Here is a 23398-nt window from a genome sequence, read left to right as displayed (position 1 = left end):
TTTTGGTTAACGCATGCCTAGCCTCAGTGCTTGGCCACCTGCGAGCTTGCGCTCAGGTAGTCGAGCAGAATGCGCCCTGTCTCGGACAGGTAGGCGTCGTCTTCCGGCTTGGTGTTTTCATCTTCAGCCGGCAATGCGTCTTCATCTTCCTTCTTCAGCTCTTTGAGCGGCTCTTCACCTTTGGCCTTGCGGCGGATGTTTTCCAGGGCTAACTGCTTGCCCTCGATCTCATCGTGGCGGGCACGGCGTTCTTGCTCGTTGAGGCTGACGGTCTTCTCGTTCATCAGCTTCTGGGCCAGGGCCAGGCGGTCGCGGATGTAGGTGAACTCGGCATCCTTGGCGCTGCGCGCTTCATGCTGTGCCTTGAGCTGGGTCAGGTACGGCTTGAACGGGTCGGCCGCTGGCTTGACCACCGGGCGGATGGTGTCCCACGGCATCGCCTCGGGCAGGGCGCTCTCGCCGATTTCCTTGGTGTCGATGATCGATGGGTAGTCGATGTCCGGCAGCACGCCCTGGTGCTGGGTGCTCTGCCCAGACACCCGGTAGAACTTGGCCAAGGTCAGTTTCAGCTCACCATGGTTGAGCGGCTGGATGGTCTGCACGGTGCCTTTGCCGAAGGTCTGGCCACCGACGATCAGTGCGCGGTGGTAGTCCTGCATGGCACCGGCGAAGATCTCCGAGGCCGAGGCCGACAGGCGGTTGACCAGCAGTGCCAGCGGGCCTTTGTAGAAGGCGCCCGGGTTTTCGTCCTCGAGCACGTCGACGCGGCCGTCGCTGTTGCGTACCAGCACCGTCGGGCCCTTGTCGATGAACAGGCTGGTCAGCTCGGTGGCTTCCTGCAGCGAACCGCCGCCGTTGTTGCGCAGGTCGATGACTACGCCATCGACTTTCTCTTTTTGCAGTTCGGTGAGCAGCTTTTTCACGTCACGCGTGGTGCTCTTGTACTCCGGATCACCGGCACGGTAGGCCTTGAAGTCCAGGTAGAAGGCCGGGATCTCGATGATGCCCAGCTTGTAGTCACGGCCGTCCTGCTTGAGCTTGAGCACCGACTTTTTCGCCGCCTGCTCTTCAAGCTTGACGGCTTCGCGGGTGATCGAAACGATCTTGCTGGTCTGGTCGCTCGGGGCATTGCTGGCCGGGATGACCTCCAGGCGCACCACCGAGCCTTTCGGGCCACGGATCAGCTTGACCACTTCGTCCAGGCGCCAGCCGACCACGTCGACCATTTCCTTGTTGCCCTGTGCCACGCCGATGATCTTGTCGGCCGGAGCGACCTGCTTGGTCTTGGCGGCAGGGCCTGCCGGCACCAGGCGGACGATCTTGACCTGGTCGTTGTCGCTTTGCAGCACCGCGCCGATGCCTTCGAGCGACAAGCTCATGTTGATGTCGAAGTTTTCTGCGTTGTCCGGCGACAGGTAGTTGGTGTGCGGGTCGTAGGACTGGGCGAAGGTATTGATGTAGGCCTGGAAGATATCCTCGGCACGGGTCTGGTCCAGGCGCGCCAGCTGGTTCTTGTAGCGTTTGGTCAGGGTTTCCTGGATCTGCTTGGGCTCTTTGCCAGCGATCTTCTGGCGCAGCACTTCGTCTTTGACACGCTTGCGCCACAGGTCGTCGAGCTCGGCCTGGTTTTTCATCCACGGGGCGTCCTTGCGGTCGATCAGCAAGGTTTCCTTGGTGGTGAAGTCGATCTTGTCGACGCCTTTGTTCAGCTCGGCCAGGGCAAAGTCCAGGCGCTGCTTGACGCGGTCAAGGTAGCGTTTGTAGATGGTGAAGCCCGGGTCGAGGTTGCCGCTTTTGAGGAAGTCGTCGAACTGCGTCTTCCACTTGTCGAACTCGGCGATGTCGGCCGCGGTGAAGTAGCTGCGCGCAGGGTCCAGCAGCTTGATGTAGCTGTCGTAGATGATCACCGAGCGGGCGTCATCGAGCGGTGGCTTGCTGTAGTGGTGGCGCTTGAGCAGTTCCACCACATTAAGGCTGGCGACGATTTCGTCGCGGTCCGGCTGCAGGCTGTCCCACTTGTTGGCGGCCGCCGCATTGCCGCCGAGCGTAAGGCTGCCGAGGCCAATCATCAGGGCCAGGGCGGTGCTTGGGAGGAAATGCTTCATGCTGATTCGACGTGGAGGCAATTGATCACGCATAGTAGGCCGTCTTTTCCGTTGCCGGTTCCATGGAGCCGGACAAATACTGCAAAAAGCCCGGGGCGAGGGTTCCCCAGGCTCAGTCATGATTCAACTATGGAGGCACTGTGAAGGCATTGCAAGGCGAAGACGGACATGTGGAGTGGGTCGAGGCCGAGCGCCCGGCCCTTGACGCGGGCCAAGTACGCATTCGCGTGGCTGCTGCGGGGCTGAACCGCGCCGACCTGTTGCAAATGAAGGGGCTGTACCCGCCACCGCCTGGCGCCAGCCCTTATATGGGCCTGGAGTGCGCCGGTATTATCGAAGAAGTTGGGCCGGGCGCCGATTGGCGTGTGGGCGAGCGGGTGTGTGCTTTGCTTGCCAGCGGTGCGATGGCTGAAGAAGTGGTGGTCGATGCCCGCCATGTGCTGCCGGTGCCTGAAGGCCTGAGCCTGCACGAAGCGGCGGCGCTGCCTGAGGTGTATGCCACGGCGTGGTTGAACATCTTCCAGTTGGGTGCCGTCAAAGCCGGCGAGAAAGTGCTGGTGCACGCAGGGGCCAGCGGCGTGGGTTCGGCGGCGATCCAGTTGTGCAAGGCGTTTGGCAACCCGGTGTATGTGAGTGTTGGCTCGCAGGATCGCCTGGCCTACTGCGAAGCGCTGGGCGCTGCCGGCGGCGTGGTGCGTAACGAGAACCTCGATGCGCTGGAAGGCGTTGGGCCGTTCGACGTGATTCTCGACCCGGTGGGTGCCAGTTATGGGGAACTCAACCTCAAGCTGCTGGCGCGTGACGGGCGTTGGGTGATCATCGGCCTGATGGGCGGACGCAAGTTCGAGCTGGACCTGGCACAGGTGCTGGGTAAGCGCCTGGAAATCACCGGCTCAACGCTGCGCAACCGTGACGACGGGTTTAAGGCCGAGCTGTTGCGTGAGTTGCTGCAGCAGGTGTGGCCGCTGTTCGCCGAAGGGCGGTTGTCGGCGCAGTTGGTGGATACCTACCCGGTGGAATTTGCCCAGGCGGCATATGCCGAGCTTGAGACTAACCAAGTGTCGGGCAAGCTGGTGATGGTGATCGATCCGAGCCTGGTGTAAGCAGGCCCGGCCTCTTCGCGGGCAAGCCCGCTCCCACAGGAATATCACAGGCTCAGGATCAGTGATTTACCTGTAGGAGCGGGCTTGCCCGCGAAGAGGCCAGTAGGTTCAGCGCCAATATCAGCTCCAGCTCAAGATCGGCCACCCATTGACCTCGGCATGCTCGCGCAACACCGCATCTGGGTTCACCACAAACGGATGGTCCACCTTCAACAACAACGGCAGATCGTTCCGCGAATCGGAATAGAAACTCGCCCCTTCCAGGTTCTCCTGCTCCTGATCCAGCCACTCCAACAACCGGGTGATCTTGCCTTCACGGTAGGTCAGTACCCCATGGGTCTTGCCGGTGTACACCCCATTCACCGCCTCCAGCTCGATCGCCAGGTACTCGTCCACGCCCAACCGCGCCGCAATCGGCCCGACCAAGTGCGTACCCGAGGCGGAAATGATCAGGATACGGTCGCCACGCTTGCGATGCTCAGCGATGCAGCGGCAGGCGTCGCCGAAAATGATCGGCTCGATAACGTCCTCCACCCACGGCTCCACCAGGTGCTCGACCTCTTCCAGGGTGCGCCCGGCAATCGGCTCCAGGCTGAAGGCCATGTAGTTCTCCATCTGCAGGTGGCCCTTGCCATAGGCCTCCATCAATTCATGGTCGCGACGCAGGAAATCCTTGCCGTCGACCCAGCCCAGCCGGGCCATCTGCTCGCTCCACAGTGACGCGCAGTCGCCGTGAATCAGGGTTTCGTCCAGATCGAAAATTGCCAGTGCCATTGTGTTGAATCTCCTTAAGCCACTTCCCGCAGCGCCGTGGGGTCGATCGACAAGGATACCCGCTGGCCGTCTGGATGCAGGTCGGCAGACGAGCGGTTGAGCACATCGACCACCAGTTCCACCTCACGTACCCGCACCCGGTAACGGATGACATTGCCCAGCAGGCTGTGGCTGCGCACCTCACCGTCCAGCTCGCCATTCAGGCCCAGGGTGATGGATTCGGGGCGAATGGCCAGGCGGCTGGCCACCGGGCGTTGCAGCAGGCGGCTGGCGCTTTCCGGGTCGAGCAGGTTGTAGTTGCCGATAAAGCCCGCAGCAAACAGGTCCACGGGCGCGGTGTAAAGGGTTTCGGCATCGCCGCTCTGAACGATGCGGCCCTGGTTCATCAGGAAGATGCGGTCTGACATCGTCAGGGCCTCTTCCTGGTCGTGGGTGACGAAGATGGTGGTCAGCCCCAGTTCACGCTGGATCGCGCGAATCTGCTCGCGCAGGTGCTTGCGAATGCGCGCATCCAGAGCCGACAGCGGCTCGTCGAGCAGCAGCAGGCGCGGGCGGGTCACCAGTGAACGGGCCAGGGCCACGCGTTGGCATTGGCCACCCGACAGTTGGTGCGGGTAGCGCCCGGCGAAGCTGCCCAGCTCCACCAGGGCGAGCACCTCACGCACCCGCGCCTGGCTCTCGTCGGCCTTGACCTTTTGCATGCGCAGGCCAAAGGCAACGTTCTGTTCCACGGTCATGTTGGGGAACAGCGCGTAGCTCTGGAACACCATGCCGATGCCGCGCTTCTGCGGGCTCAGTGGCACGATGTCCTGGCCATCGAGCAGGATGCGCCCCCCGTCCACCGGGGTCAGCCCGGCGATGCAGCGCAGCAGGGTGGACTTGCCGCAGCCGGAAGGGCCGAGCAGGGTGACGAACTCGCCGCGTTCGATCTGGCAGTCGATGTTTTCGAACACCGGTGTGCCGGCATAGCGTTTGTGCAGTTGCTGTACGCTGACGAAGCTCATGTCAGGTCTTGTCCTTGTTCAGGCGGTTGGCGACCCAGGTGAGTACCAGCACGAAGGCGAAGTAGGAGATCACCAGCGCGCTGTTGAAGTGGCCGCTGCTGTTACGCATGTTGTTCAGGTACACCTGCAGCGTCTCGTAGCGGGTGCCGACCAGCAGGTTGGCGAACACGAACTCGCCGAACAGGAACGAGAACGACAGCAGCAGGGCCACCATCAGGCCTTTGCGCAGGTTCGGCAGCACCACCAGGAACGCCGCTTGCCAGGTGCTGGCCCCGAGCAGTTGGGCGGCGTCCATCAGGTCGCGCAGGTTGATCGCCTGCAGGTTGTTGGTGATTGCCCGGTACATGAACGGCAGGGCGATGGTGAAATAGCAGCCGATCAGAATCCACGGGGTGCCGACCATGGCCATGGGCCCGCTGCCATACAGCTGCAGCAACCCTACTGCGGACACCACCGGCGGCACCGCGAACGGCAGCAGGATGAGGATGTTCATCAGCGCGTCGAGCTTGGGGAAGTGGTAGTGCACCACGAACAGCAGCGGCAGGATCAGCACCACCGACAGTATCAGTGCGCCCACGCACACCAGCAGCGACTGGCCGAACGCCGCCAGAAAGCGCGGCTCGCTCCACAGCGCCACGTACCACTTCAGGGTCAGGCCGCTGGGCAGCAGGCTGGCCGACCAGCTGGTGGCCACGGAGTAGAGCAGGGTGCCGGCCAGCGGCAACAGCAAAATCAGGAACAGCAGGTACACCACCAGGCGGTGGTAGAGGCTGCTGGCGTTGGTTTCAGCGCGCATGGTAGCTCCTTTTCAGCAGCCATTGATGGACCACCGTGACCAGCGTCATCAGCCCCACCAGCACCATGGCCAGGGCACTCGCAAGGTTAGGGTCTAGGCTGATGTCACCGGCCACCAGGCCAGCGATGCGGATCGGCAGCACGTTGAAGTTGCCGGTGGTTAACGCATACACCGTGGCGTACGCACCCAGGGCATTGGCCAAGAGGATGACGAAGGTGCCAAGCAACGCCGGGGTCAGCACCGGCAGGCCGATAAGGCGCCAGAACTGCCAGTGGTTGGCCCCGAGCAGGGCGGCCGACTCACGCCAGTCTTCACGCAAGGCATCGAACGCCGGGTACAGCAACAGCACGCCCAAGGGGATCTGGAAGTAGGTGTACACCAGGATCAGCCCGCTTTTGGAGTAGATGCTGAAGTCTTCCAGCAGGCCGATCTGTTTAAGCAGCAGGGTCAGTGCGCCATTGAAACCCAGCAGGATGATGAAGGCGAAGGCCAGTGGCACGCCGGTGAAGTTGCTGGTCATGTTGGCGAAGGCACTGACAAAGTCGCGCAGCCGCGAATCCACCTGGCGCAGCGAGTAGGCCCCGAGGGTAGCGATGACGATACCGAACAGGCTCGACCAGAAGCTGATCTCCAGGCTGCGTTGCAAGGCCTGCAGGTAGAACTTCGAGGCGAACACCTTGCTGAAGTTTTCCAACCCCCAGCCCGCCTCGGATTGCACGCTGTTGATCGCCACCCAGGCCAGCGGGGCGATCTGGAAGATGATGAAGAACACAGCGAATGGCAGCAGACAGAGCAGGGCAAGGTAACGGCCGCGATGGCTGGCATTCACTTGAGCAGCTCCCGGCACACGGTCTTGTCGTGGGCCACGCCAAGCAGCTCGCAGATGGTGCCGCACAGCTCGGTTTGCAGCGGCTTGGCAGCAGGGTCGAGGCTGAAGCCATCGCCAAAGACGAACAAGGGGACCTCGCGTTCCTCGGCCAGCAAACCATTGTGCGAGCGGTCGTTGTTCATGCCGTGGTCGGCGGTGACCAGCACCTGATAACCCTCTTCGAGCCAGCGCGGCAGGTAGTCGGCCAAGAGGATGTCAGCGCTGCGTGCCGCGTTGCGGTACTGGCTGCTGTCCAGGCCGTGGCGGTGGCCGACGTCGTCGATGCTCATCGGGTGCACCAGTAGGAAGTTCGGTGCATGCCGGCGGCGCAGGTATTCGGCGTCGGCCAGCAGGTGTGAGTCGGGGTAGCGGTCGTCCCAGTAGAACAGGCCGTGCTGGATCGGCAGCTTCGGCGCATGGGTGTGGCGGTCGCGCTGCGCATCGAACGGCGAGCGGTTGTACAGCTCGCTCATCCAGTGATAGGCCGCCGCCGCAGTACCCAGCCCCGCTTCGCGGGCGTAGTGGAACACGCTGCGCTGGTTGGACAGGCGGTTGACGTTGTTGTGCACGATGCCGCTGTCGATCGGCGTGACGCCGGTGAGGATGCATTCGTACAACGGGCGCGACAGCGACGGTAGCTCGCATTCCACGCGGTACAGCGCGGCGCGATCGGCCTCGACGTAGGCGTGCAGGTGGCCCATGGCATGGTGGGCGACCTGGTGATTGAGGCCGTCGAGCAGGACCAGGATGACGTTGTGTTGCATGGTGGCTCCAGTCAATAACCGCGTTGTCCTCTTCGCGGGTAAACCCGCTCCCACAAAGTTATCGCTATCCCCGAGGGCTGCGCTGTATCTGTGGGAGCGGGTTCACCCGCGAAGAGGCCGGTTCAGGCGCTAGAGATCTAGCCCCTTACTCCATCTCGATGATCACTTGCTCCTGCCACTTCTGCGGCAGTGCCTTCGAAGTCGTTTCCCAAACAGCGGCATCCTTGATCGGCTGGGCAGCACCATACTGCTCGTTAGGCAGCAGCTTGGCCTGCACATCGGCCGGCAGCTTCAGGTGCTCGGCGCGGATCGGCCGGGCGTGGCCGATGGCAAGGTTAGTCTGCCCGGCATCGCTGAAGATGTACTCACGCGCCAGCTTGGCTGCGTTCGGGTGCTTGGCGTACTTGTTGATGATGGTGGTATAGCCCGAGGTGATCGAGCCGTCCGATGGGATCAGCACTTCGAAGCGCTTGGGGTCGATCTGATCACGGTAGCTCAGGCCATTGAAGTCCCACACCACACCCACTTCCACTTCACCTTTTTCCAGGGTCTGGATGGTGGGGTTGGCCAGCGACAGGCGCTTCTGCTGGGCCAGCTTGGTGAACAGTTGCAGGCCTGGCTCGATGTTGCTTTCGCTGCCTTTGTAGGCGATGGCTGCGGCCAGTACACCATTGGCGGCCTGGGCGGCGGTGCCGACATCGCCAATGGCAACCTTGTACTTGCCTTTCTCCAGGTCATGCCAGGTTTTCGGGCGTTCTTCTTCTTTCACCAGGTCCTTGTTGATGATGAAGGCGATGGTGCCGGTATAGGCCAGCGCCCAGTGCCCGTCCTTGTCCTTGGCCCATTCGGGTACCTGGTCCCAGGTGCTCGGCTTGTATGGTTGGCTCACACCCTTGGTTACGGCAATCGGGCCAAAGGCGGCACCGACGTCGCCGATGTCGGCACTGGCGTTGTCTTTTTCGGCCTCGAACTTGGCGATTTCCTGGGCCGAGCTCATGTCGGTGTCGCTGTGCTTGAGGCCATATTTATTGGCCAGGTCTTCCCAGGTGCCTTTCCAGTTGGCCCAGGCATCGGGCATGCCCACGCTGTTGACGGTGCCTTCCTTGCGGGCGGCGTCTTCCAGGGCCTTGAGGTCGGTGCCGGCGGCCATGGCCGTGGTACACAGGGCGATGGCCGAACCGAGCAGTGACGCCATGAAGAACTTTTTCATCCGAAGCTCCTAGGGTGGGTGCCTGTTGCGATCGTTGTCGTGAATGAGGCAGTTGTCAGCGACCTTTGGTCTAGGTCAGCAAACCTTGAGCCAAGGTAGGCCGCTTGCGTGACAGTTTGATGTAGGGGGAGGCTTCAACCGGGGGTTCCGGCTGCCTGAAAATACAGCGTAGACCAGATCGCAGGCCCTGATTTAGCGGGCTTGGCCCGAAACTGGCAAAGCCCGTGTGGTGCCTTTGTCACAGGATGTTCATCAGCCCTGCCTAGGCTTGCACTACTCTCCAATTGCCCCGTCATGGGGCTGGCCTAGTCCAGATAGGTAACCTTTGATGCAACCGATGCCCCCGCGTGCGGTAACAGCCATCTGCCACGCCCTGCAGGAGCAGATCGAACACGGCCTGCTGGCGCCGGGTGGCAAGCTGCCGGCCGAGCGCAAACTCAGCGAGGTGTTCGATACCACGCGCATTACCCTGCGCGAGGCCTTGGCACAGCTGGAGGCCCAGGGGCTGATCTACCGGGAAGAGCGGCGCGGCTGGTTCGTCGCCCCACAGCGGCTGACCTATGACCTGATCGAGCGTAGCCACTTTCATGCAATGGTGCGTGACCAGGGGCGGGTGCCGAGTACCGAGCTGTTGTCGGCGCGGCTGCAGCCGGCGTCTGCCGTTGTCTGCGCGCGGCTGCAACTGCCGGCGTTGTCCAGTGTGGTGCGGATCTGCCGGCTGCGGCGTATCGATGGGAGGGCGGTGCTGTATGCCGAGCACTACCTGAACCCACGGTATTTCCCGGGCATTCTCGAACAGGACCTGGCGCAGTCGCTGACCGAGATTTATGGGCGGGTATACGGCATCGGCTATGGGCAGGTGTGCTTCGAGATTCTGCCGACGGCGTTGCCGATCGAGGCAGCGGCCGCGTTGAAGGTGTCGGTCGGCAGCCCGGGGCTACACATCACCCGGGTCAACAGTGACCAGCAGGGGCACCTGATCGACTGTGATCTGGAATATTGGCGGCATGATGCAATCCGCATCCGCGCTCAGGCGGGGTAATGGGGTGGCTTCTTCGCGGGCAAGCCCGCTCCCACAGGATCACCACGGCTGCGAACACTGTGAGGTCCCTGTGGGAGCGGGCTTGCCCGCGAAAAGGCCCTAACTGGAGGAACTGGTTTCGCTCATACCGCCACCGCCCGCCGTCACCACCTGCACCGACAACCGCGGCGTCGCCAGGTCCAGCCCCGCTTCATCCAGCTGGCGCTTCAACGCCAGGTTGAACGCCCGCGACACTTCCCATTGCTTGATCGGCGCGGTCTTGAAGCGCGCTCGCAAAATCGCCGAGCCCGACTCGAAGCTCTCTACGCCCTGCAGCTCCAGCGGCGACCAGATATTGCGGCGCATCAACGGGTCGTTACGCAGTTTCTGCCCCACCTCGCGGATCAGCGTGATGGCCTGGTCGATGTTCATGCTGTGCGGGATCGCCACGCGGAAAATCGCGTAACCGAACTCCCGCGAGTAGTTCTTGATGCTCTTGATTTCGCTGAACGGGATGGTGTGCACGATGCCGTCGATGTCGCGCAGGCGCACGGTGCGGATGGTCAGGCCCTCGACCGTCCCCAGGTGCCCACCGACATCCACGTAGTCGTCGATGGCCAGCGAATCCTCGATGATGATGAACAACCCGGTGATCAGGTCGGCCACCAAGGACTGGGCGCCAAAACCGATGGCCAGGCCGATCACACCGGCACCGGCCAGCAGCGGGGTGACGTTCATGCCCATGTTGGCCAGGGCAACGATCACCGCGATGATGAAGATGGCCACGAACATGACGTTGCGGATCAGCGGCATCATGGTTTGCGCGCGGGCGTTGGCCAGCCCGCGGCGCGAACGCACCAAGGCGTGGTGCACGGCCGTGTCGGCCAGGATCCACACCAGCCAGGCGGCGATCAGCGTGCCGGCCAGGCCCAGCAGGCGCAGGCTCACCTCGTGGCCGTCGCCTTCGGCGAAGGTGATCATCGACAAGCCCCACACGCGCAGCCCCAGCTCGATGAACAGCAGCCAGATGAAAAGGTGCACCAGGGCATAGGCGAAGTTGCGCAAGCGCTCGGTGTACACCGCTTGGCGCTTGTTGGCGCGTTTGGGGTTGGCCGCGTGGCGGCGCACCAGGCCGTTGAGCACCATGCACACCACCACCAGCACCGTGCACATCAACGACTGGCGCAGGGCGGTACTGGTGTCGCCGGCCGAGACGAAGGTCGCGAACAGCGAAATACCCACCAGAATCAACGCGGGCGCGAACCAGAAGCTGCCAAGGATCTCGATGGTGTCGCTCAGGGTGCGCCGGGTCAGGCGCCGGTCCAAGGGTTGGTTGCGGATCAGGTGGGCGATCGGGCGGCGGAACCGCAGGATGAACAGCCCGGTGCAGATCGCCGCGATGACGTTGGCCAAGGTAGCCAGGGCATGGGCCAGGTGGGTGCCGAGGGCGACGGTCAGCCTAGGGTCGCTCATGGCCTCACCGAAGGCAGCAAAGCTGCCGATCAGCCACAGTGGGCGGAAGGCCTGGTGCCGCAGGATATGCAGGGCGCGGTGGCGGTGCGGGCCGTCGAGCAGCGAGAAGGCGATCACGCAGATGGCCGAGAAGCAGGTGCCGACCACCAACGCATACGCCAGCACCATGGCCATCGACTTGCCCAGCGACGAGGGCAGGGCGAAGCTCAGGTACACGGTGAACACCAAGGCCACCAGCCAGGGCCCGAGCTTGCGCAGGGCAAAGCGCACCAGGTCCCAGGTGCGCGGGTGCTGGGGCAGCTCTTCGGTGAGGCCGAAGCGTAGCCGTACCCGGTGGCCAATCCAGTTGAAGGCGTATGCCAGCAGGCTCCAGACCGCGATGATCGCGGCAAAGCCGAACAGGATCGCCGGCCACTGGTGCACCGGGACCACCAGTTCGGTCAGTTCTGCCTGGGCTTGCTCGATCTCCGCCGCCCAGCGGTGGAAGGGGCTGGCATCGCCGCTGAACTGCTGTTCGAAGTCATGCAAAGCACCACCGATCAGGCCCAGCACGCCCTGTTCGACGGTGGGTTGTGATTGCTTGGTGGCGTCGCGCAGTTTTTTCAGGTCGGCCAGCAACTTGGCGCGTTGCTGGTCGTTTTCGAGGTTTTTGATCACCTCGTCCAGCGACTTGCCCAACGGCTCGGTGGCCTCAGGCTGCGCAGGCGCGCTGGCGCCGAGCAGGCTCGGCAGGCCCGCGGCCTGAACCGGGGTGATGAACAATAACAGCAGCAGGGACAGGCAACGCAGAAGGGCAGGCACCGGGAAATCTACCTCAGGTCAAACGATGGACCGAGTGTAGAGGTTTATGTGGGCAGTTTCTCCAGGATCTTCCAGCAGGTGAGGCCGAAGATGCCCAGTGTGCCGATCCACATCATCAGCACACCGATATTGCGCTCGCGCAGGCTGAAGCCGATGGTCAGCAGCAGCAGGAACAGAAACACCGGCACGAACAGGGACAGAAAGGGGGACATGGACAGCAATCCTTTTGCAGTGGGGCCATGTAATAAGCATAGCGGGTAGCAGGCGAAGCGGGTTGACCTTGAGCAAGGTGGCCGGACGCGCTGCCTTTTTTGCCTTGTGTAGGAGCAGCCTTGTGCTGCGAAGAGGCCGGTACATAATGCCCCGTTTTATGGGGCTGTACCGGCCTCTTCGCAGCACAAGGCTGCTCCTACACGATGGCGTTATGGCAGGTCGCGGCTGCGGTAGAACGCCGTCAGCACTTTCACCAGGTGCGCCAGGTCATGGCTGCCGCACAACTCGCGGATCGAGTGCATGGCAAAGGTTGGCAAGCCGATATCGACCGTGCGCACACCCAGGTTGCTGGCGGTGATTGGGCCGATGGTCGAGCCGCAACCCATGTCGCTGCGCACCACGAAGCTCTGCACCGGTACTTCTTCGGCCATGCACAGGTGGCGGAAGAACCCGGCGGTTTCGCTGTTGGTGGCGTAGCGCTGGTTGTTGTTGACCTTGATCACCGGCCCGGCGTTGAGCTTGGGCCCGTGGTTGCCGTCGTGCTTGTCGGCATAGTTGGGGTGCACGCCATGGGCGTTGTCAGCCGACACCATCAGCGAGCGCTGAATGGTCCGCACATAGCTGTCACCCTCGGGCAGCAGGCGTTGCAAGGTCTGCTCGAGCATGGGGCCGTCGGCGCCACAGGCCGAGCACGAGCCAACTTCTTCGTGGTCGTTGCACACCAGCACGCAGGTTTCGTCGCTGTCGGCAGCCAGCAGCGCTTGCAGGCCGGCATAGCACGACAGCAGGTTGTCCAGGCGGGCACCGGCGATGAAGTCGCGGTTGATGCCGATCAGCGCGGCATCTTGGGTGTCGTAGAAGCTCAGCTCGTAATCCAGCACCACGTCGGCGTTGAGCTCGTGCTCACGGGCCAACTGTTCGGTGAGCAGCGCGCGGAAGTCGATGCGCTCGTCGCCGGCGACCTGGGCCAGGATGGGCGGCAGTTCGTTCTGCGGGTTGATCTGCCAGCCTTCGTTGGCGGTGCGGTTGAGGTGGATCGCCAGGTTGGGGATCACCGCGATGGGCAGCTTGAAGTCGATCAGCTGGCTTTCGACCTTGCCGTCACGGCGGAAGGTGACCCGGCCGGCCAGGGACAGGTCGCGGTCGAACCAGGGTGCCAGCAGCGCACCGCCGTAAACCTCGACGCCCAACTGCAGGAAGCCTTGGCGCTGCAGTTCGGGTTGCGGCTTGACGCGCAGGCACGGGCTGTCGGTGTGGGCACCGACCATGCGGATACCGCCAAGCAGGGGCGCTTGCTTGCCCAGTTTGATAGCGATGATCGAGGAGTCGTTGCGGGTGACGTAATACCGACCACCCGGCACCGTTGACCAGCTGTCGCGCTCGTCCAGGCGCTGGTAGCCGGCGGCCTCGAGGCGCTGGGCCAGGCTGGCGGTGGCATGGAAGGGCGTGGGGGAGGCCTTGAGGAAATCGATCAGGCCAGTGTTCAGTGCTTCGCGCATAACTCACTCCAGACAGCAGTGGCGCGAGTTTAACGCAGATAGATCACAAATTGTGTCGGCCTCTTCGCGGGGCAAGCCCGCTCCCACAAAGACCCCGCAAACCCTGTGGGAGCGGGCTTGCCCGCGAAGAGGCCGGAACTGCCACCCATCAATCAGAACGGTGCCGGGCACTCGAACTTCAACCGCTCCCCGCTGACCGGGTGAGTGAAGCTCAGCATTGCCGCATGCAGGCACAACCGGTCATAGGCCGCCAAGGCTTCAGGGTTGGCATACAAGCGGTCACCCAGCAGCGGGTGGCCGATCGACAGCATGTGCACGCGCAGCTGGTGCGAGCGCCCGGTAATCGGCGTCAGCTCGACCCGGCAGTGGTCGCCGCAACGCTCCAGGACGCGCCAGAAGGTCAGGGCATGCTTGCCTTGCTCATGGTCCACCACATGCCGTGGCTTGGTCGGCGGGTCGTAGCGCAGGGGCAGGTCGATGCTGCCGCTGTCCAGCGCCGGCTGGCCCCAGCACAGGGCGGTATAGGCCTTTTCGGTCTCGCGGTCGTGGAACTGGCGCGACAGCTCGCGGTGGCTGTCGGCATCGCGGGCCAGCAGGATGATGCCGGAGGTTTCCCAGTCCAGACGGTGCACGATCAGCGCATCGGGGTAGCCGTTTTCCTGCAGGCGGGTGATCAAGCAGTCCTTGTTGTCATCGGCACGGCCGGGCACCGACAGCAGCAGGGTTGGCTTGTTGACCACCAGGATGGCGGCGTCTTCGTGGAGGATCTGGACGTTTGACAGCGGCATTGCGTGGTCTCGGTTAAATCGGGGAAAACCATTGGGGCCGCGTTGCGGCCCTTTCGCGGCACAAGGCCGCTCCTACAGAGATCACGCAGTCCCCTGTAGGAGCGGCCTTGTGCCGCGAAAGGGCTGCTACGCAGCCCCAACTTTCAGCCGGATCAGCGATCAGGCAAGGTAATGTTCAGCTCCAAAATCGAGCAGCTGCCCTGGTTTTCCAGCTCGATGTGCACATCATCGTTGCCGATGTTCACATACTTGCGGATCACTTCGAGCAGTTCTTTCTGCAGTGCCGGCAGGTAGTCCGGTTCGCTGCGCTGGCCGCGCTCATGCGCCACGATGATCTGTAGACGCTCTTTCGCCACCGACGCGCTGGTCTGTTTCTGTCTGCCACGAAAGAAGTCAAAAAGGTTCATGGTTTACTTGCCTCCAAACAGGCGCGCGAAGAATCCTTGCTTCGGCACTTCGATGAACCGCAGGGGCTTTTCTTTGCCCAGCAGACGGTCGACGGTGTCGCTATAGGCCTGGCCGGCATCGCTCTGGTCGTCGAGGATGACCGGGATGCCCTGGTTGGAAGCCTTGAGCACTGCCTGGGACTCGGGGATCACGCCCTTGAGCTTGATCGCGAGGATGTCGGTAACGTCGTCGATGCTCAGCATCTCGCCTTTCTCGACGCGCTCAGGGTGGTAGCGGGTGATCAGCAGGTGTTCCTTGATCGGCTCTTCGCCGTTCTCGGAGCGGCGCGACTTGCTCGACAGGATGCCCAGCATGCGGTCCGAGTCACGTACCGAGGAAACCTCAGGGTTGGTCACGACGATGGCTTCGTCGGCGAAGTACATCGCCAGGTGCGCGCCTTTTTCGATACCGGCCGGGGAGTCGCAGATGACGTACTCGAAGTCATTCTTGAGTTCCATCAGCACTTTCTCGACGCCTTCCTGGGTCAGCGCGTCCTTGTCACGGGTCTGGCTGGCGGCCAGGACGTACAGATTCTCGAGGCGCTTGTCCTTGATCAGGGCTTGCTGCAGGTTGGCTTCGCCGTTGACCACGTTGACGAAGTCGTACACCACGCGGCGCTCGCAGCCCATGATCAGGTCGAGGTTACGCAGGCCCACGTCGAAGTCGACGATGACTGTCTTGTGGCCGCGCAGTGCGAGGCCGGTGCCGATGGCGGCGCTGGTGGTGGTCTTGCCCACACCCCCCTTGCCGGAAGTAACGACGAGAATCTTGGCCAAGGTGTTTCACCCCTAAATAAGTCGGGACAGGTGTCCCAGCAATATGCAAAAAACGGCAACAGGTAAAAAAGTTGCTCTAAAAATGACGGCAAGTATCCGTTAAAGACGGGTGATGTTCAACACGTCACCAGACAGGCTGACTTGCACGCCGAAGCCCCACAGCGGGTCGCGGCGCAGGTCTTCGCAGACCTTGTACTGGCCCGCGATCGAGACCATTTCCGCCGTCATCTGCTGGCAGAAAATGCGTGCTTTGGTGTTGCCTTTGATGCCCGCCAGGGCGCGGCCGCGCATGGCGCCGTACACATGGATGTTGCCATCGGCCAGAAGTTCCGCACCCGGGCTGACCGACGCAGTCACCACCAGGTCGCCGCCTTGGGCGTAGATCTGCTGGCCGCCACGCACCGGCGAGGTAATGATGCGGGTCGGGCGGATTTCCGGTTCGGCTGCCGGCGCCGGCGCCGGCTCGGGCTTTTTCACCTCAGGCTCGGGCTCCAGCGGCCGTTCGCGCGCGCCGGACGGCGGCAGCACCGGCAGGTCGATGGCGATCGCCGCGGCGATGTCCTCGATGCGGTTGGCGCGGATCGCCAGGGTACGCAGGCCATGGTGGCGGCAGATACGCATCAAGCCGGGCAGGTCGATGGCGCCTTCGCTGGCCGGCAGCTTGTCCAGCGCCAGCACCAGCGGCGTGTTGCTGAAAAAGTTGGGTGCCTGCGCGACTTTGGCCGCCAATTGGCGGTCGAGGGCTTCAAGGTCATTGCGCGCCAGTTCCAGCACAGTGATGGCGAGCATGCTGCCCTTGAGCTGGAACACGGAGGCGGTGTCGGGGGTCTGGTTTAGGCTCATGGTCTGCATAGACGGCTTGTTGCGAAAAAAGTGCCCTGACTTATAACGAGAACACCCGTTGCCCGCAACATGCGCTGATCCGTTGTAGAATGCGCGGCCTTTGTCTTTCCGGAAGCTTCAATGGAACGCCCGCGTTTTCGCCCCTATTTCCTTCACCCCAGATTCTGGGGCCTGTGGCTGGGCCTGGGCCTGCTGTGGCTGATCGTCCAGCTGCCTTACCGGGCCCTGCTGTGGGTCGGCACTGCCCTGGGCGCAGTGATGTACCGGGTTGCCGGCGAGCGTCGACGCATCGCCGCGCGCAACCTTGAACTGTGTTTCCCTGAAATGTCCGACGACGAACGGCAGCGTTTGTTGAAGGCCAACTTCGCCTCCACCGGCATCGCCTTCTTCGAAATGGCCATGAGCTGGTGGTGGCCCAAGGCCAGGTTGGCACGCCTGGCACATATCGAAGGCCTCGAGCACCTGCAGGCTGCCCAGCAGGCAGGGCAGGGCGCGATCCTGATGGCCGTGCACTTCACCACCCTGGAAATCGGCGCCGCGCTGCTGGGCCAGCAGCACACCATCGATGGCATGTACCGCGAGCACGGCAACCCGCTGTTCGACTTCATCCAGCGCAGCGGCCGTGAGCGGCACAACCTCGACTCGTTGGCGGTGGAGCGTGAAGACGTACGCGGCATGCTCAAGCTGCTGCGCTCGGGCCGGGCAATCTGGTATGCGCCCGACCAGGATTACGGCGCCAAGCAGAGCCTGTTCGTGCCGTTGTTCGGCATCCCGGCGGCGACCGTGACCGCCACCACCAAGTTCGCCCGCCTGGGCAAGGCGCAGGTCATCCCCTTTACCCAGAAGCGCCTGGAAGATGGCAGCGGCTATCGTTTGGTGATCCATCCGCCGCTGGCGGACTTCCCCGGGGAGAGTGAAGAAGCGGACTGCCTGCGCATCAACCAGTGGATCGAGGGTGTGTTGCGTGAGTGCCCCGAGCAGTACCTGTGGGCGCACCGGCGCTTCAAGTCGCGGCCCGAGGGTGCGCCTAGGCTGTATGACAAGAAGAAACGCTGATGCCAGGCCCGGCCTCTCCTTGTAGGAGCAGCCTTGTGCTGCGAAGAGGCCGGGGAATGCTGCCATTATCTTTAAGGCTGCACCGGCCTCTTCGCAGCACAAGGCTGCTCCTACAGGAAGGATGCCATGGCCCCACCTCCGGTAACCGGTCTGATCCTCTCTGGCGGCGGCGCCCGTGCCGCTTATCAGGTCGGCGTATTGGCCGGCATCGCTGAACTGCTACCCCCGGCCGCGCCCAACCCCTTCCCGGTCATCGTCGGCACGTCGGCTGGCGCCATCAATGCGGTCACCCTCGCCAGCGGCGCTACCCGCTTCACCGAAACCGTGCGCAACCTCACCGCCTTCTGGCAAAACTTTCGCAGCCACCTGGTGTTGCGCAGCGACTGGCCGGGGGTAATCCGCCAGGCCAGCCGCTTCGTCAGCCATAGCCTGCTGGGCCTGGGTGGCCATGCGCCGGTGGCGCTGCTCGACAGCAGCCCCTTGCGCGGCCTGCTGCAAGCGCACCTGGACCTGGACGGCATCGGCCACGCCCTGGCCACCGAACAACTGCGCGCCGTGGCGGTGACTGCATTCGGCTACGAGTCGGGGCAGGCGGTGACCTTCTACCAGGGCCGCGGCACCATCGAGGCGTGGTTGCGCCACCGCCGCATCGGCGTACCCACGCCGTTGACCATCGACCACTTGCTGGCCAGTGCGGCGATCCCGCTGTTGTTCGCGCCGGTCAGGCTGGGCGACGAGTACTACGGTGACGGCGCGGTGCGCCAGTCGGCACCGATCAGCCCGGCGTTGCACCTGGGGGCCAGCCGGGTGCTGGTGGTCGGGGTTAGCGGCAACCCTCAGCGGCCATCGCCGCCGCGGCCCACCCAGCGAGTGTTCAGTGGCCAGCAGCCGAGCCTGGCGCAGATTGGCGGTCACATGCTCAACAGCACCTTTATCGACAGCCTGGAAGACGACATCGAACTGCTGCAGCGGCTCAACCACCTTAGCCACTTGCTGCCTGCCCACCTGGATGCACGGCGCCTGGGGCTGGCGCCGGTGGAAGTATTGGTGGTGGCGCCCAGCCAGCCGCTGGACGAAATCGCTGCGCGGCACCGGCGTGAATTGCCGGCGGCGTTGCGGCTGTTCTTGCGTGGGCCGGGGGCGACGCGGACCAGTGGGGCGGGGGTGCTGAGTTATTTGCTGTTCGAGGCGAGTTATTGCAGTGAGCTGATCGAGCTGGGGCGCAGGGATGCGTTGGTCAAGCGGCGCGAGCTGGAGCAGTTTCTGGGAATTTGATGCAAGCAGTGCTGGCCTCTTCGCGGGCAAGCCCACAGGGGTATCACTGGCCTGAGCGCAGTGGGGTACCTGTAGGAGCGGGCTTGCCCGCGAAGAGGCCAGTAGCTATTTACTCAGCAATCTGCAGCTTGCGCGCCTGGGTATACACATACCGGACCTTCTCATACTCGAACGGCGAGTTGAGCTGGCCATAGCGGAATTTGGTGGTATAGCGCTTGTCCACCACCTGCAGGGCAAAGATTTCCGGGTGATCGGTACTGGTTTCCGGCACATTGAGGAAGTTGACCGCCTGTTCGCCCGCATAGTCCACCACCAGCCCGGTGGTATCGCGCAGGTTCGAGGGGCCCAGCACCGGCAGCATCAGGTACGGCCCGTCCGGCACACCATAAAAGCCCAGGGTCTGGCCAAAGTCTTCACTCTGGCGCGGCAGGCCCATCTTGGTCGCTGGGTCCCACAGCCCACCGACCCCGATCAGCGTGTTGAACATCAACCGTGCGGTGATTTCCGCCGAGCGCTTGGCTTTCAGTTGCAACACACTGTTGAACAGGTTCGGCACATCGCCGAGGTTGTTGAAGAAGTTGCTCACCCCGGTGCGCACGAAACGCGGTGTTACATACTGATAGCCGCTCACCACCGGCAGCAGCACCCATTGGTCGAGGCGGTAGTTGAAGTGGTAGATGCGCCGGTTGATTGATTCCAGTGGGTCGTAGACGTTCAGCGCCTCCAGGGTGGAGCGTTCGAACTCGCGCTGGTCCAGGCCTGGGTTGAATTTCAATGCGCGCAACGGGTCGATGAAACCATCGGCCTCCGGTGGCAGTGGCGCGGCGGTAACCTGCGGGTCGGCCTCGACCACGCTGGCGCGCGGTGCGACCTCCGCGGCCAGGGCGTTGCCAGCGACGAGCAGGGCAGTGGCGAAGAGGAGTTTGTTAACCACGGAAGAACTCCAGCATGGCGTCGCTGTTGACGCGGTAGTTGAGGTTGCCGCAATGGCCGCCATGGGGGTAAAGGGTCAGGCGGTCGCCGAACACCTTGCGCAAGAAGCCGATATCGCCTGGGCCGAGGATGACGTCGTCGGCGTTGTGCATCACGGCAATTTTCGGGCTGTCGCGCAGGTAGTCTTCCAGCGCATACAGGCTGACCTGGTTAACCAACTGCAGGATGCTGTTGCCATCGGTGCGGGCGCGCCACATCGGGATCACCTGCTCGGTCATGTAGCAGTCGAAGTCGCACTGCAGGGCACGCTTGAAGAACGGCGTGAGGCTGCTGCCCTCGGTGATCGGGAACTTCGGCGGAATGATCAGGCCGCGGCGGTTGATCAGGTCGGAGGTAAAGGCGATATCGGCTGCCGAGAAGCGGAACGAGGTGCCGATCAGCATGGCCATCTGCTCGTTGGACAAGTGCTGGCGCGACTGCTGGAAGTCGTACAGCAGGGCTTCGTTGAGGTCGATATAGCCCTTGTCCTGGAAGTAACGGGTCAGCTTGGTGAGCATCAGCTCGTAGAACGTGGTGCTGCGGTCGATGCCTTTGACCTGGGTTTGCACCAGTTTGTCGAGGTTGTTGATCGAGGTGTACAGGTTGACCGGCGGGTTGAGCAGCAGCACACGCTTGAAGTTGAAGCTGCGCCGGGTCTCGTCCAGGTGGCTGACGAACGCCGCGTCCAGCGCGCCGAGGCTGTAGCCGGTGAGGTAGAACTCGCTGATCGGCAAACGCGGGTGCTGGGCGCGCACGGCCTGCATCACCCGGTACATGTCTTCAGCGTCATCCTGGCTGATACCCGGGGTGGCGAAGCGCGACGCCGCACTCATGAAGTCGTAGCTGGTGGGCGAGGACAGTTGCACCACGTGGTAGCCGGCTTGGTAGTACAGCTTTTTCAGGTATTCGTTGATGCTGCTGGAATAAGGGGCACCGGTGCCAGCGATCAGGAAAATCAGCGGCGCCTTGTGGTCCTGACGGGCCAGGCGGTACTTGAGCTTTTTTACCGACCAGAAGTTGTCGGGCAGGGTGAACTCACGCTCGGGTCGCAGGTTGAGGCTGTAGTCGTCCTGGTCGATGTCCTCATCGCTGGGCAAGGTCGGGCGTTGCTCCGGCGGCGTGGTGGCGATGGTCGCCTCGAACGGGTTGGTCAAGGGGTAGCCATAGCTCGCGGCGTCGATATCCCGCGCCGAAGCGGCCACAGCCATGAGCAGGCCGCCGAGCAGGGCAGCGAGGCGCAAAGATCGATGCATGTAACCCCCAAAAAGAAATACAAGGTGTTGCGGTGTGCAGGCTAGGACCACGGCAGTATGGGCAAAGTTGCCAAGTGCGGTGGTCTTTGGTGTGCTTGTTATCTGCAACATAGCTGCAGGAAGGTGATTTTGCCTTACAACCGGCCTTGGGCGATCATGCACGATTTCGATTTCCGCTATTGGAGAACTGGATGTCTCGTTCGCTGCCGGTCATTGCCTTGCTGTTATTTCTGCCTGCGTGGCTGGCCGCCAGCTATGGCGTGCGTTATGGGTTGATGGAAGACGCGCAGTGGGTGGGGCTGTGTGCGGCGCCCGAGGCGTTCTGGCAGTGCCAGGTGCGCTCGCTGCTGGGGCTGGGTATTCATTTTCAGGTCATCGCCTGGAGTGGGCTTGGCCTGGCGCTGGTGGCGCAGGTGGTTGCGGGTCGGGTTGGGTGGTGGCTGGCAGGTTTGGCGTTGGTGTTCGCGATACCGGCGTTGGTGCTGTATACGGCCAGTATTGCGGTCTTTGCCGTGGTGCTGGCCGGGTTGCGGCTGGTGCGGCAACCGCGTCGCGGCTGATAGGGTCCGCTGTGCGGCCCATCGCAGGCAAGCCAGCTCCTACAGGTACAGCGCAGACCTGTAGGAGCTGGCTTGCCTGCGATGGGCTGCAAAGCAGCCCCTGTCAGCCTGCACGCAATCTTAGGCTCCGCCACAACGCCAAGGCCATCAAAACGCTCACCACCGCCCAGCCCCAGGCCTGCTGATTCTCCAGCCCTTCCAGAAACAACTGCGGCGCCACCCCCGCCCCCACGATAAACGCCAGCAATGCCACCTCGGCCCGCCGCGCCAGCACCGGCCGCACCAGGTAAACCACTGCCGGCAACGCCAGTGCAGCTGTAGGGAAACTGCGGTAACGCGGGTCGAATACCAGCGCCAGCATGCTCACCGCCGCCGCAAAGCCCGCTGCAAGCAACAGCCAGCCAGCACGGGCCTCAAGCCAGGCAAAAACACGCTCACGCCAGCCCTCGCGGCGGGCCAAGGCCAGGGCGGCGTGGGCCAGCACCAGCAGGTTGAGCGCCGCCAGCAGCCCGGCCCACAGCCACTCCCCAGCAAAGCGTGCGTGGCTGCGCATCAGCTCGCCCCACAGCCCCAGGCAACCCGCGCCAAACGCGGCCAGCAACGGCAACAGCAGGGCCGCCATGGGGGTAGCGGGCTGCCCGGCCACCCACAGCATGACCAGCATCAACACCGCGCTGGCCAGCAGCCACTGCGGCCAGTAGTGCAGGTTGCTGACGGGCCCTTCGAGCACGCCTTTGTCCTGCCGGTCGGCATCGTAAAGCCCCCAGTAGCCGCCCACGGCGCCTTCGCTGGCGCGCTTCCACGGCTGGTCGAAGGCCTCGATCAGGTTGTACCGCCAGCCATTGCTTTCGGCCATCGCCACAAAGCCACGGATAAAGCGCGCCTCGTTGGCCCGGCTGGGCACGGCGGTTTCCCGTTGGCGGCCTTCGCTGGGCCAGCCGGTCTCGCCAATCAGAATGTCCTTGGGCGCAAAGCGCGTACCGAACTCACGGCGCACATCGGCGACATGGGCCAAGGCATCGTCGATGCCGCGCGGGTCATCCTCCCAGTAAGGCAGCAAGTGGATGGTCAAAAAGTCCACCTCCGGGGCCACCTGGGGGTGTTGCAGCCAGAATTCCCAGACGTCGGCGTAGGTCACCGGCACCTTGACCTGGCGCTTGACCTTGGCGATCAGTTCGGCAAGGCGCGTGCCGGTGACTTCCTTGCGCAGCAGCGCCTCGTTGCCGACGATCACCGCGCTGACGACATCGGGGTTGGCGTTGGCGGCGGCGATCAGCAGGTCCACTTCCTTCTCGGTGTCCACCGGGTTGGCGTTGACCCAGGCACCGAGCATCACCTTCAAGCCATGTTTGCGCGCAAGCTGCGGTATCGCCTCAAGGCCGGTCATCGAATAGGTACGGATGCACTGAAAACGCTCGGCCAGCAAGGCCAGGTCGGCATCCATGCGCGCCGGGCGCAGGCGAAACGGCTGGTCGAACGGCGACTGGTCCTTGTCGAACGGGGTGTACGAGGCGCACTGCAGTTTGTGCGTGGGGCTGGCCGCATCGGGCAGGTGCACCGGCTTGCCGAGCCCGTACCAGAGCGTTGCCAGCCCGATCAGGGCAAGCAGGCAGGCTAGCAGGTACAACGGCAGGTGCAGGCGGGTGGGGCTGGGCATCGGGCGGTCCATCGTCAGGCGCAAAAGGGTAGATAGTAGCCCGGCGCCAATCCTTTGGCATGCAAGGATCGCGCAGACTGGCGTGAGCCCATGGCGCTAATGGCACAGTGCTGTCGCCTATGGTTGGTTACATGTCGTAC

At 63.2% G+C, this 23398-nt stretch carries 22 protein-coding genes; 5 read left to right on the top strand and 17 right to left on the bottom strand.

Annotated elements, in window-relative coordinates; genetic code table 11:
• Window positions 1-23: 23 nt before the first annotated feature.
• The gene (locus AB7M33_RS02355) at window positions 24-2105 is read right to left on the bottom strand and encodes a carboxy terminal-processing peptidase (RefSeq protein ID WP_027595904.1); all 2082 of its coding nucleotides are present in this window, start codon (window positions 2103-2105) and stop codon (window positions 24-26) included.
• 140 nt (window positions 2106-2245) lie between these two features.
• Between AB7M33_RS02355 and AB7M33_RS02350 the strand changes: the two genes are divergently transcribed.
• Entirely contained in the window at window positions 2246-3208 is a 963-nt protein-coding gene (locus AB7M33_RS02350) for an NAD(P)H-quinone oxidoreductase (protein WP_085272783.1), read from the top strand.
• A gap of 120 nt (window positions 3209-3328) precedes the next feature.
• On the opposite strand, the gene AB7M33_RS02345 is transcribed toward AB7M33_RS02350, so the two are convergent.
• The 6 genes from AB7M33_RS02345 to AB7M33_RS02320 all read right to left on the bottom strand — a co-directional run bounded on the left by AB7M33_RS02345 (window position 3329) and on the right by AB7M33_RS02320 (window position 8624).
• Complete coding sequence (locus AB7M33_RS02345) at window positions 3329-3982, bottom strand: HAD family hydrolase (protein ID WP_454242369.1); 654 nt, start codon at window positions 3980-3982, stop codon at window positions 3329-3331.
• Window positions 3983-3996: 14 nt separating this feature from the next.
• Window positions 3997-4986 carry an ABC transporter ATP-binding protein gene (locus AB7M33_RS02340; protein WP_099428536.1) on the bottom strand — a complete coding sequence of 330 codons (990 nt, stop codon included), beginning with the start codon at window positions 4984-4986 and terminating at the stop codon, window positions 3997-3999.
• Window position 4987: 1 nt separating this feature from the next.
• The gene (locus tag AB7M33_RS02335; RefSeq protein WP_027595908.1) at window positions 4988-5782 is read right to left on the bottom strand and encodes an ABC transporter permease; all 795 of its coding nucleotides are present in this window, start codon (window positions 5780-5782) and stop codon (window positions 4988-4990) included.
• Window positions 5772-6611: an ABC transporter permease gene (locus AB7M33_RS02330; protein WP_454242368.1), complete on the bottom strand. Its 840-nt coding sequence runs from the start codon at window positions 6609-6611 to the stop codon at window positions 5772-5774. The genes AB7M33_RS02335 and AB7M33_RS02330 overlap by 11 nt, the downstream gene beginning before the upstream one ends.
• Window positions 6608-7414 carry an alkaline phosphatase family protein gene (locus AB7M33_RS02325; RefSeq protein ID WP_027595910.1) on the bottom strand — a complete coding sequence of 269 codons (807 nt, stop codon included), beginning with the start codon at window positions 7412-7414 and terminating at the stop codon, window positions 6608-6610. Before AB7M33_RS02325 ends, AB7M33_RS02330 begins: the two co-directional genes overlap by 4 nt.
• A gap of 145 nt (window positions 7415-7559) precedes the next feature.
• Complete coding sequence (locus AB7M33_RS02320; protein ID WP_265970135.1) at window positions 7560-8624, bottom strand: ABC transporter substrate-binding protein; 1065 nt, start codon at window positions 8622-8624, stop codon at window positions 7560-7562.
• A 328-nt stretch (window positions 8625-8952) separates the two neighbouring features.
• Here AB7M33_RS02320 and AB7M33_RS02315 point away from each other — a divergent pair, with 328 nt between their 5' ends.
• A complete protein-coding gene (locus tag AB7M33_RS02315) occupies window positions 8953-9666 on the top strand; it encodes a UTRA domain-containing protein (RefSeq protein WP_099428539.1) in 714 nt (237 codons plus the stop codon).
• A gap of 99 nt (window positions 9667-9765) precedes the next feature.
• On the opposite strand, the gene AB7M33_RS02310 is transcribed toward AB7M33_RS02315, so the two are convergent.
• The 7 genes from AB7M33_RS02310 to minC form a co-directional block, all read right to left on the bottom strand.
• Window positions 9766-11919: a mechanosensitive ion channel family protein gene (locus AB7M33_RS02310; RefSeq protein WP_454242367.1), complete on the bottom strand. Its 2154-nt coding sequence runs from the start codon at window positions 11917-11919 to the stop codon at window positions 9766-9768.
• Between the two features lie 44 nt (window positions 11920-11963).
• Window positions 11964-12131: a hypothetical protein gene (locus tag AB7M33_RS02305; RefSeq protein ID WP_167334464.1), complete on the bottom strand. Its 168-nt coding sequence runs from the start codon at window positions 12129-12131 to the stop codon at window positions 11964-11966.
• 210 nt (window positions 12132-12341) lie between these two features.
• On the bottom strand, window positions 12342-13631 hold the full coding sequence (locus AB7M33_RS02300; protein WP_027595914.1) for a M18 family aminopeptidase: 1290 nt from the start codon (window positions 13629-13631) through the stop codon (window positions 12342-12344).
• A 152-nt stretch (window positions 13632-13783) separates the two neighbouring features.
• On the bottom strand, window positions 13784-14419 hold the full coding sequence (locus tag AB7M33_RS02295; RefSeq protein ID WP_027595915.1) for an RluA family pseudouridine synthase: 636 nt from the start codon (window positions 14417-14419) through the stop codon (window positions 13784-13786).
• A 152-nt stretch (window positions 14420-14571) separates the two neighbouring features.
• Window positions 14572-14826, bottom strand: a complete 255-nt coding sequence (minE, locus tag AB7M33_RS02290; protein ID WP_003252572.1) for a cell division topological specificity factor MinE — start codon at window positions 14824-14826, stop codon at window positions 14572-14574.
• A 3-nt stretch (window positions 14827-14829) separates the two neighbouring features.
• Window positions 14830-15642, bottom strand: coding sequence for a septum site-determining protein MinD (gene minD, locus AB7M33_RS02285; RefSeq protein WP_027595916.1), 813 nt, complete (start codon window positions 15640-15642; stop codon window positions 14830-14832).
• 99 nt (window positions 15643-15741) lie between these two features.
• Window positions 15742-16494 (bottom strand): septum site-determining protein MinC, encoded by a 753-nt coding sequence (gene minC / locus AB7M33_RS02280; protein WP_027595917.1) that lies wholly within the window; start codon window positions 16492-16494, stop codon window positions 15742-15744.
• Between the two features lie 111 nt (window positions 16495-16605).
• On the opposite strand from minC, the gene AB7M33_RS02275 reads away from it, so the two are divergent.
• Together AB7M33_RS02275 and AB7M33_RS02270 are read left to right on the top strand one after the other, a co-directional pair.
• Complete coding sequence (locus AB7M33_RS02275; RefSeq protein ID WP_027595918.1) at window positions 16606-17541, top strand: lipid A biosynthesis lauroyl acyltransferase; 936 nt, start codon at window positions 16606-16608, stop codon at window positions 17539-17541.
• Between the two features lie 126 nt (window positions 17542-17667).
• A complete protein-coding gene (locus tag AB7M33_RS02270) occupies window positions 17668-18816 on the top strand; it encodes a patatin-like phospholipase family protein (protein WP_099428540.1) in 1149 nt (382 codons plus the stop codon).
• A gap of 109 nt (window positions 18817-18925) precedes the next feature.
• Here the strand turns inward: AB7M33_RS02270 and AB7M33_RS02265 are convergent, their stop codons facing one another.
• Together AB7M33_RS02265 and AB7M33_RS02260 are read right to left on the bottom strand one after the other, a co-directional pair.
• A complete protein-coding gene (locus tag AB7M33_RS02265; protein ID WP_374707410.1) occupies window positions 18926-19669 on the bottom strand; it encodes an MlaA family lipoprotein in 744 nt (247 codons plus the stop codon).
• Window positions 19670-19742: 73 nt separating this feature from the next.
• Window positions 19743-21041, bottom strand: a complete 1299-nt coding sequence (locus AB7M33_RS02260) for a serine/threonine protein kinase (protein WP_027595921.1) — start codon at window positions 21039-21041, stop codon at window positions 19743-19745.
• 191 nt (window positions 21042-21232) lie between these two features.
• Here AB7M33_RS02260 and AB7M33_RS02255 point away from each other — a divergent pair, with 191 nt between their 5' ends.
• Window positions 21233-21601 carry a hypothetical protein gene (locus AB7M33_RS02255; RefSeq protein WP_027595922.1) on the top strand — a complete coding sequence of 123 codons (369 nt, stop codon included), beginning with the start codon at window positions 21233-21235 and terminating at the stop codon, window positions 21599-21601.
• A gap of 103 nt (window positions 21602-21704) precedes the next feature.
• Here AB7M33_RS02255 and AB7M33_RS02250 read toward each other — a convergent pair whose 3' ends face one another.
• The gene (locus AB7M33_RS02250) at window positions 21705-23270 is read right to left on the bottom strand and encodes a glycoside hydrolase family 17 protein (RefSeq protein ID WP_454242366.1); all 1566 of its coding nucleotides are present in this window, start codon (window positions 23268-23270) and stop codon (window positions 21705-21707) included.
• Window positions 23271-23398 lie beyond the last annotated feature (128 nt).

The organism is Pseudomonas sp. Y3 TE3536, assembly GCF_053629175.1.
This window is presented reverse-complemented; position numbering and strand designations above follow the sequence as displayed.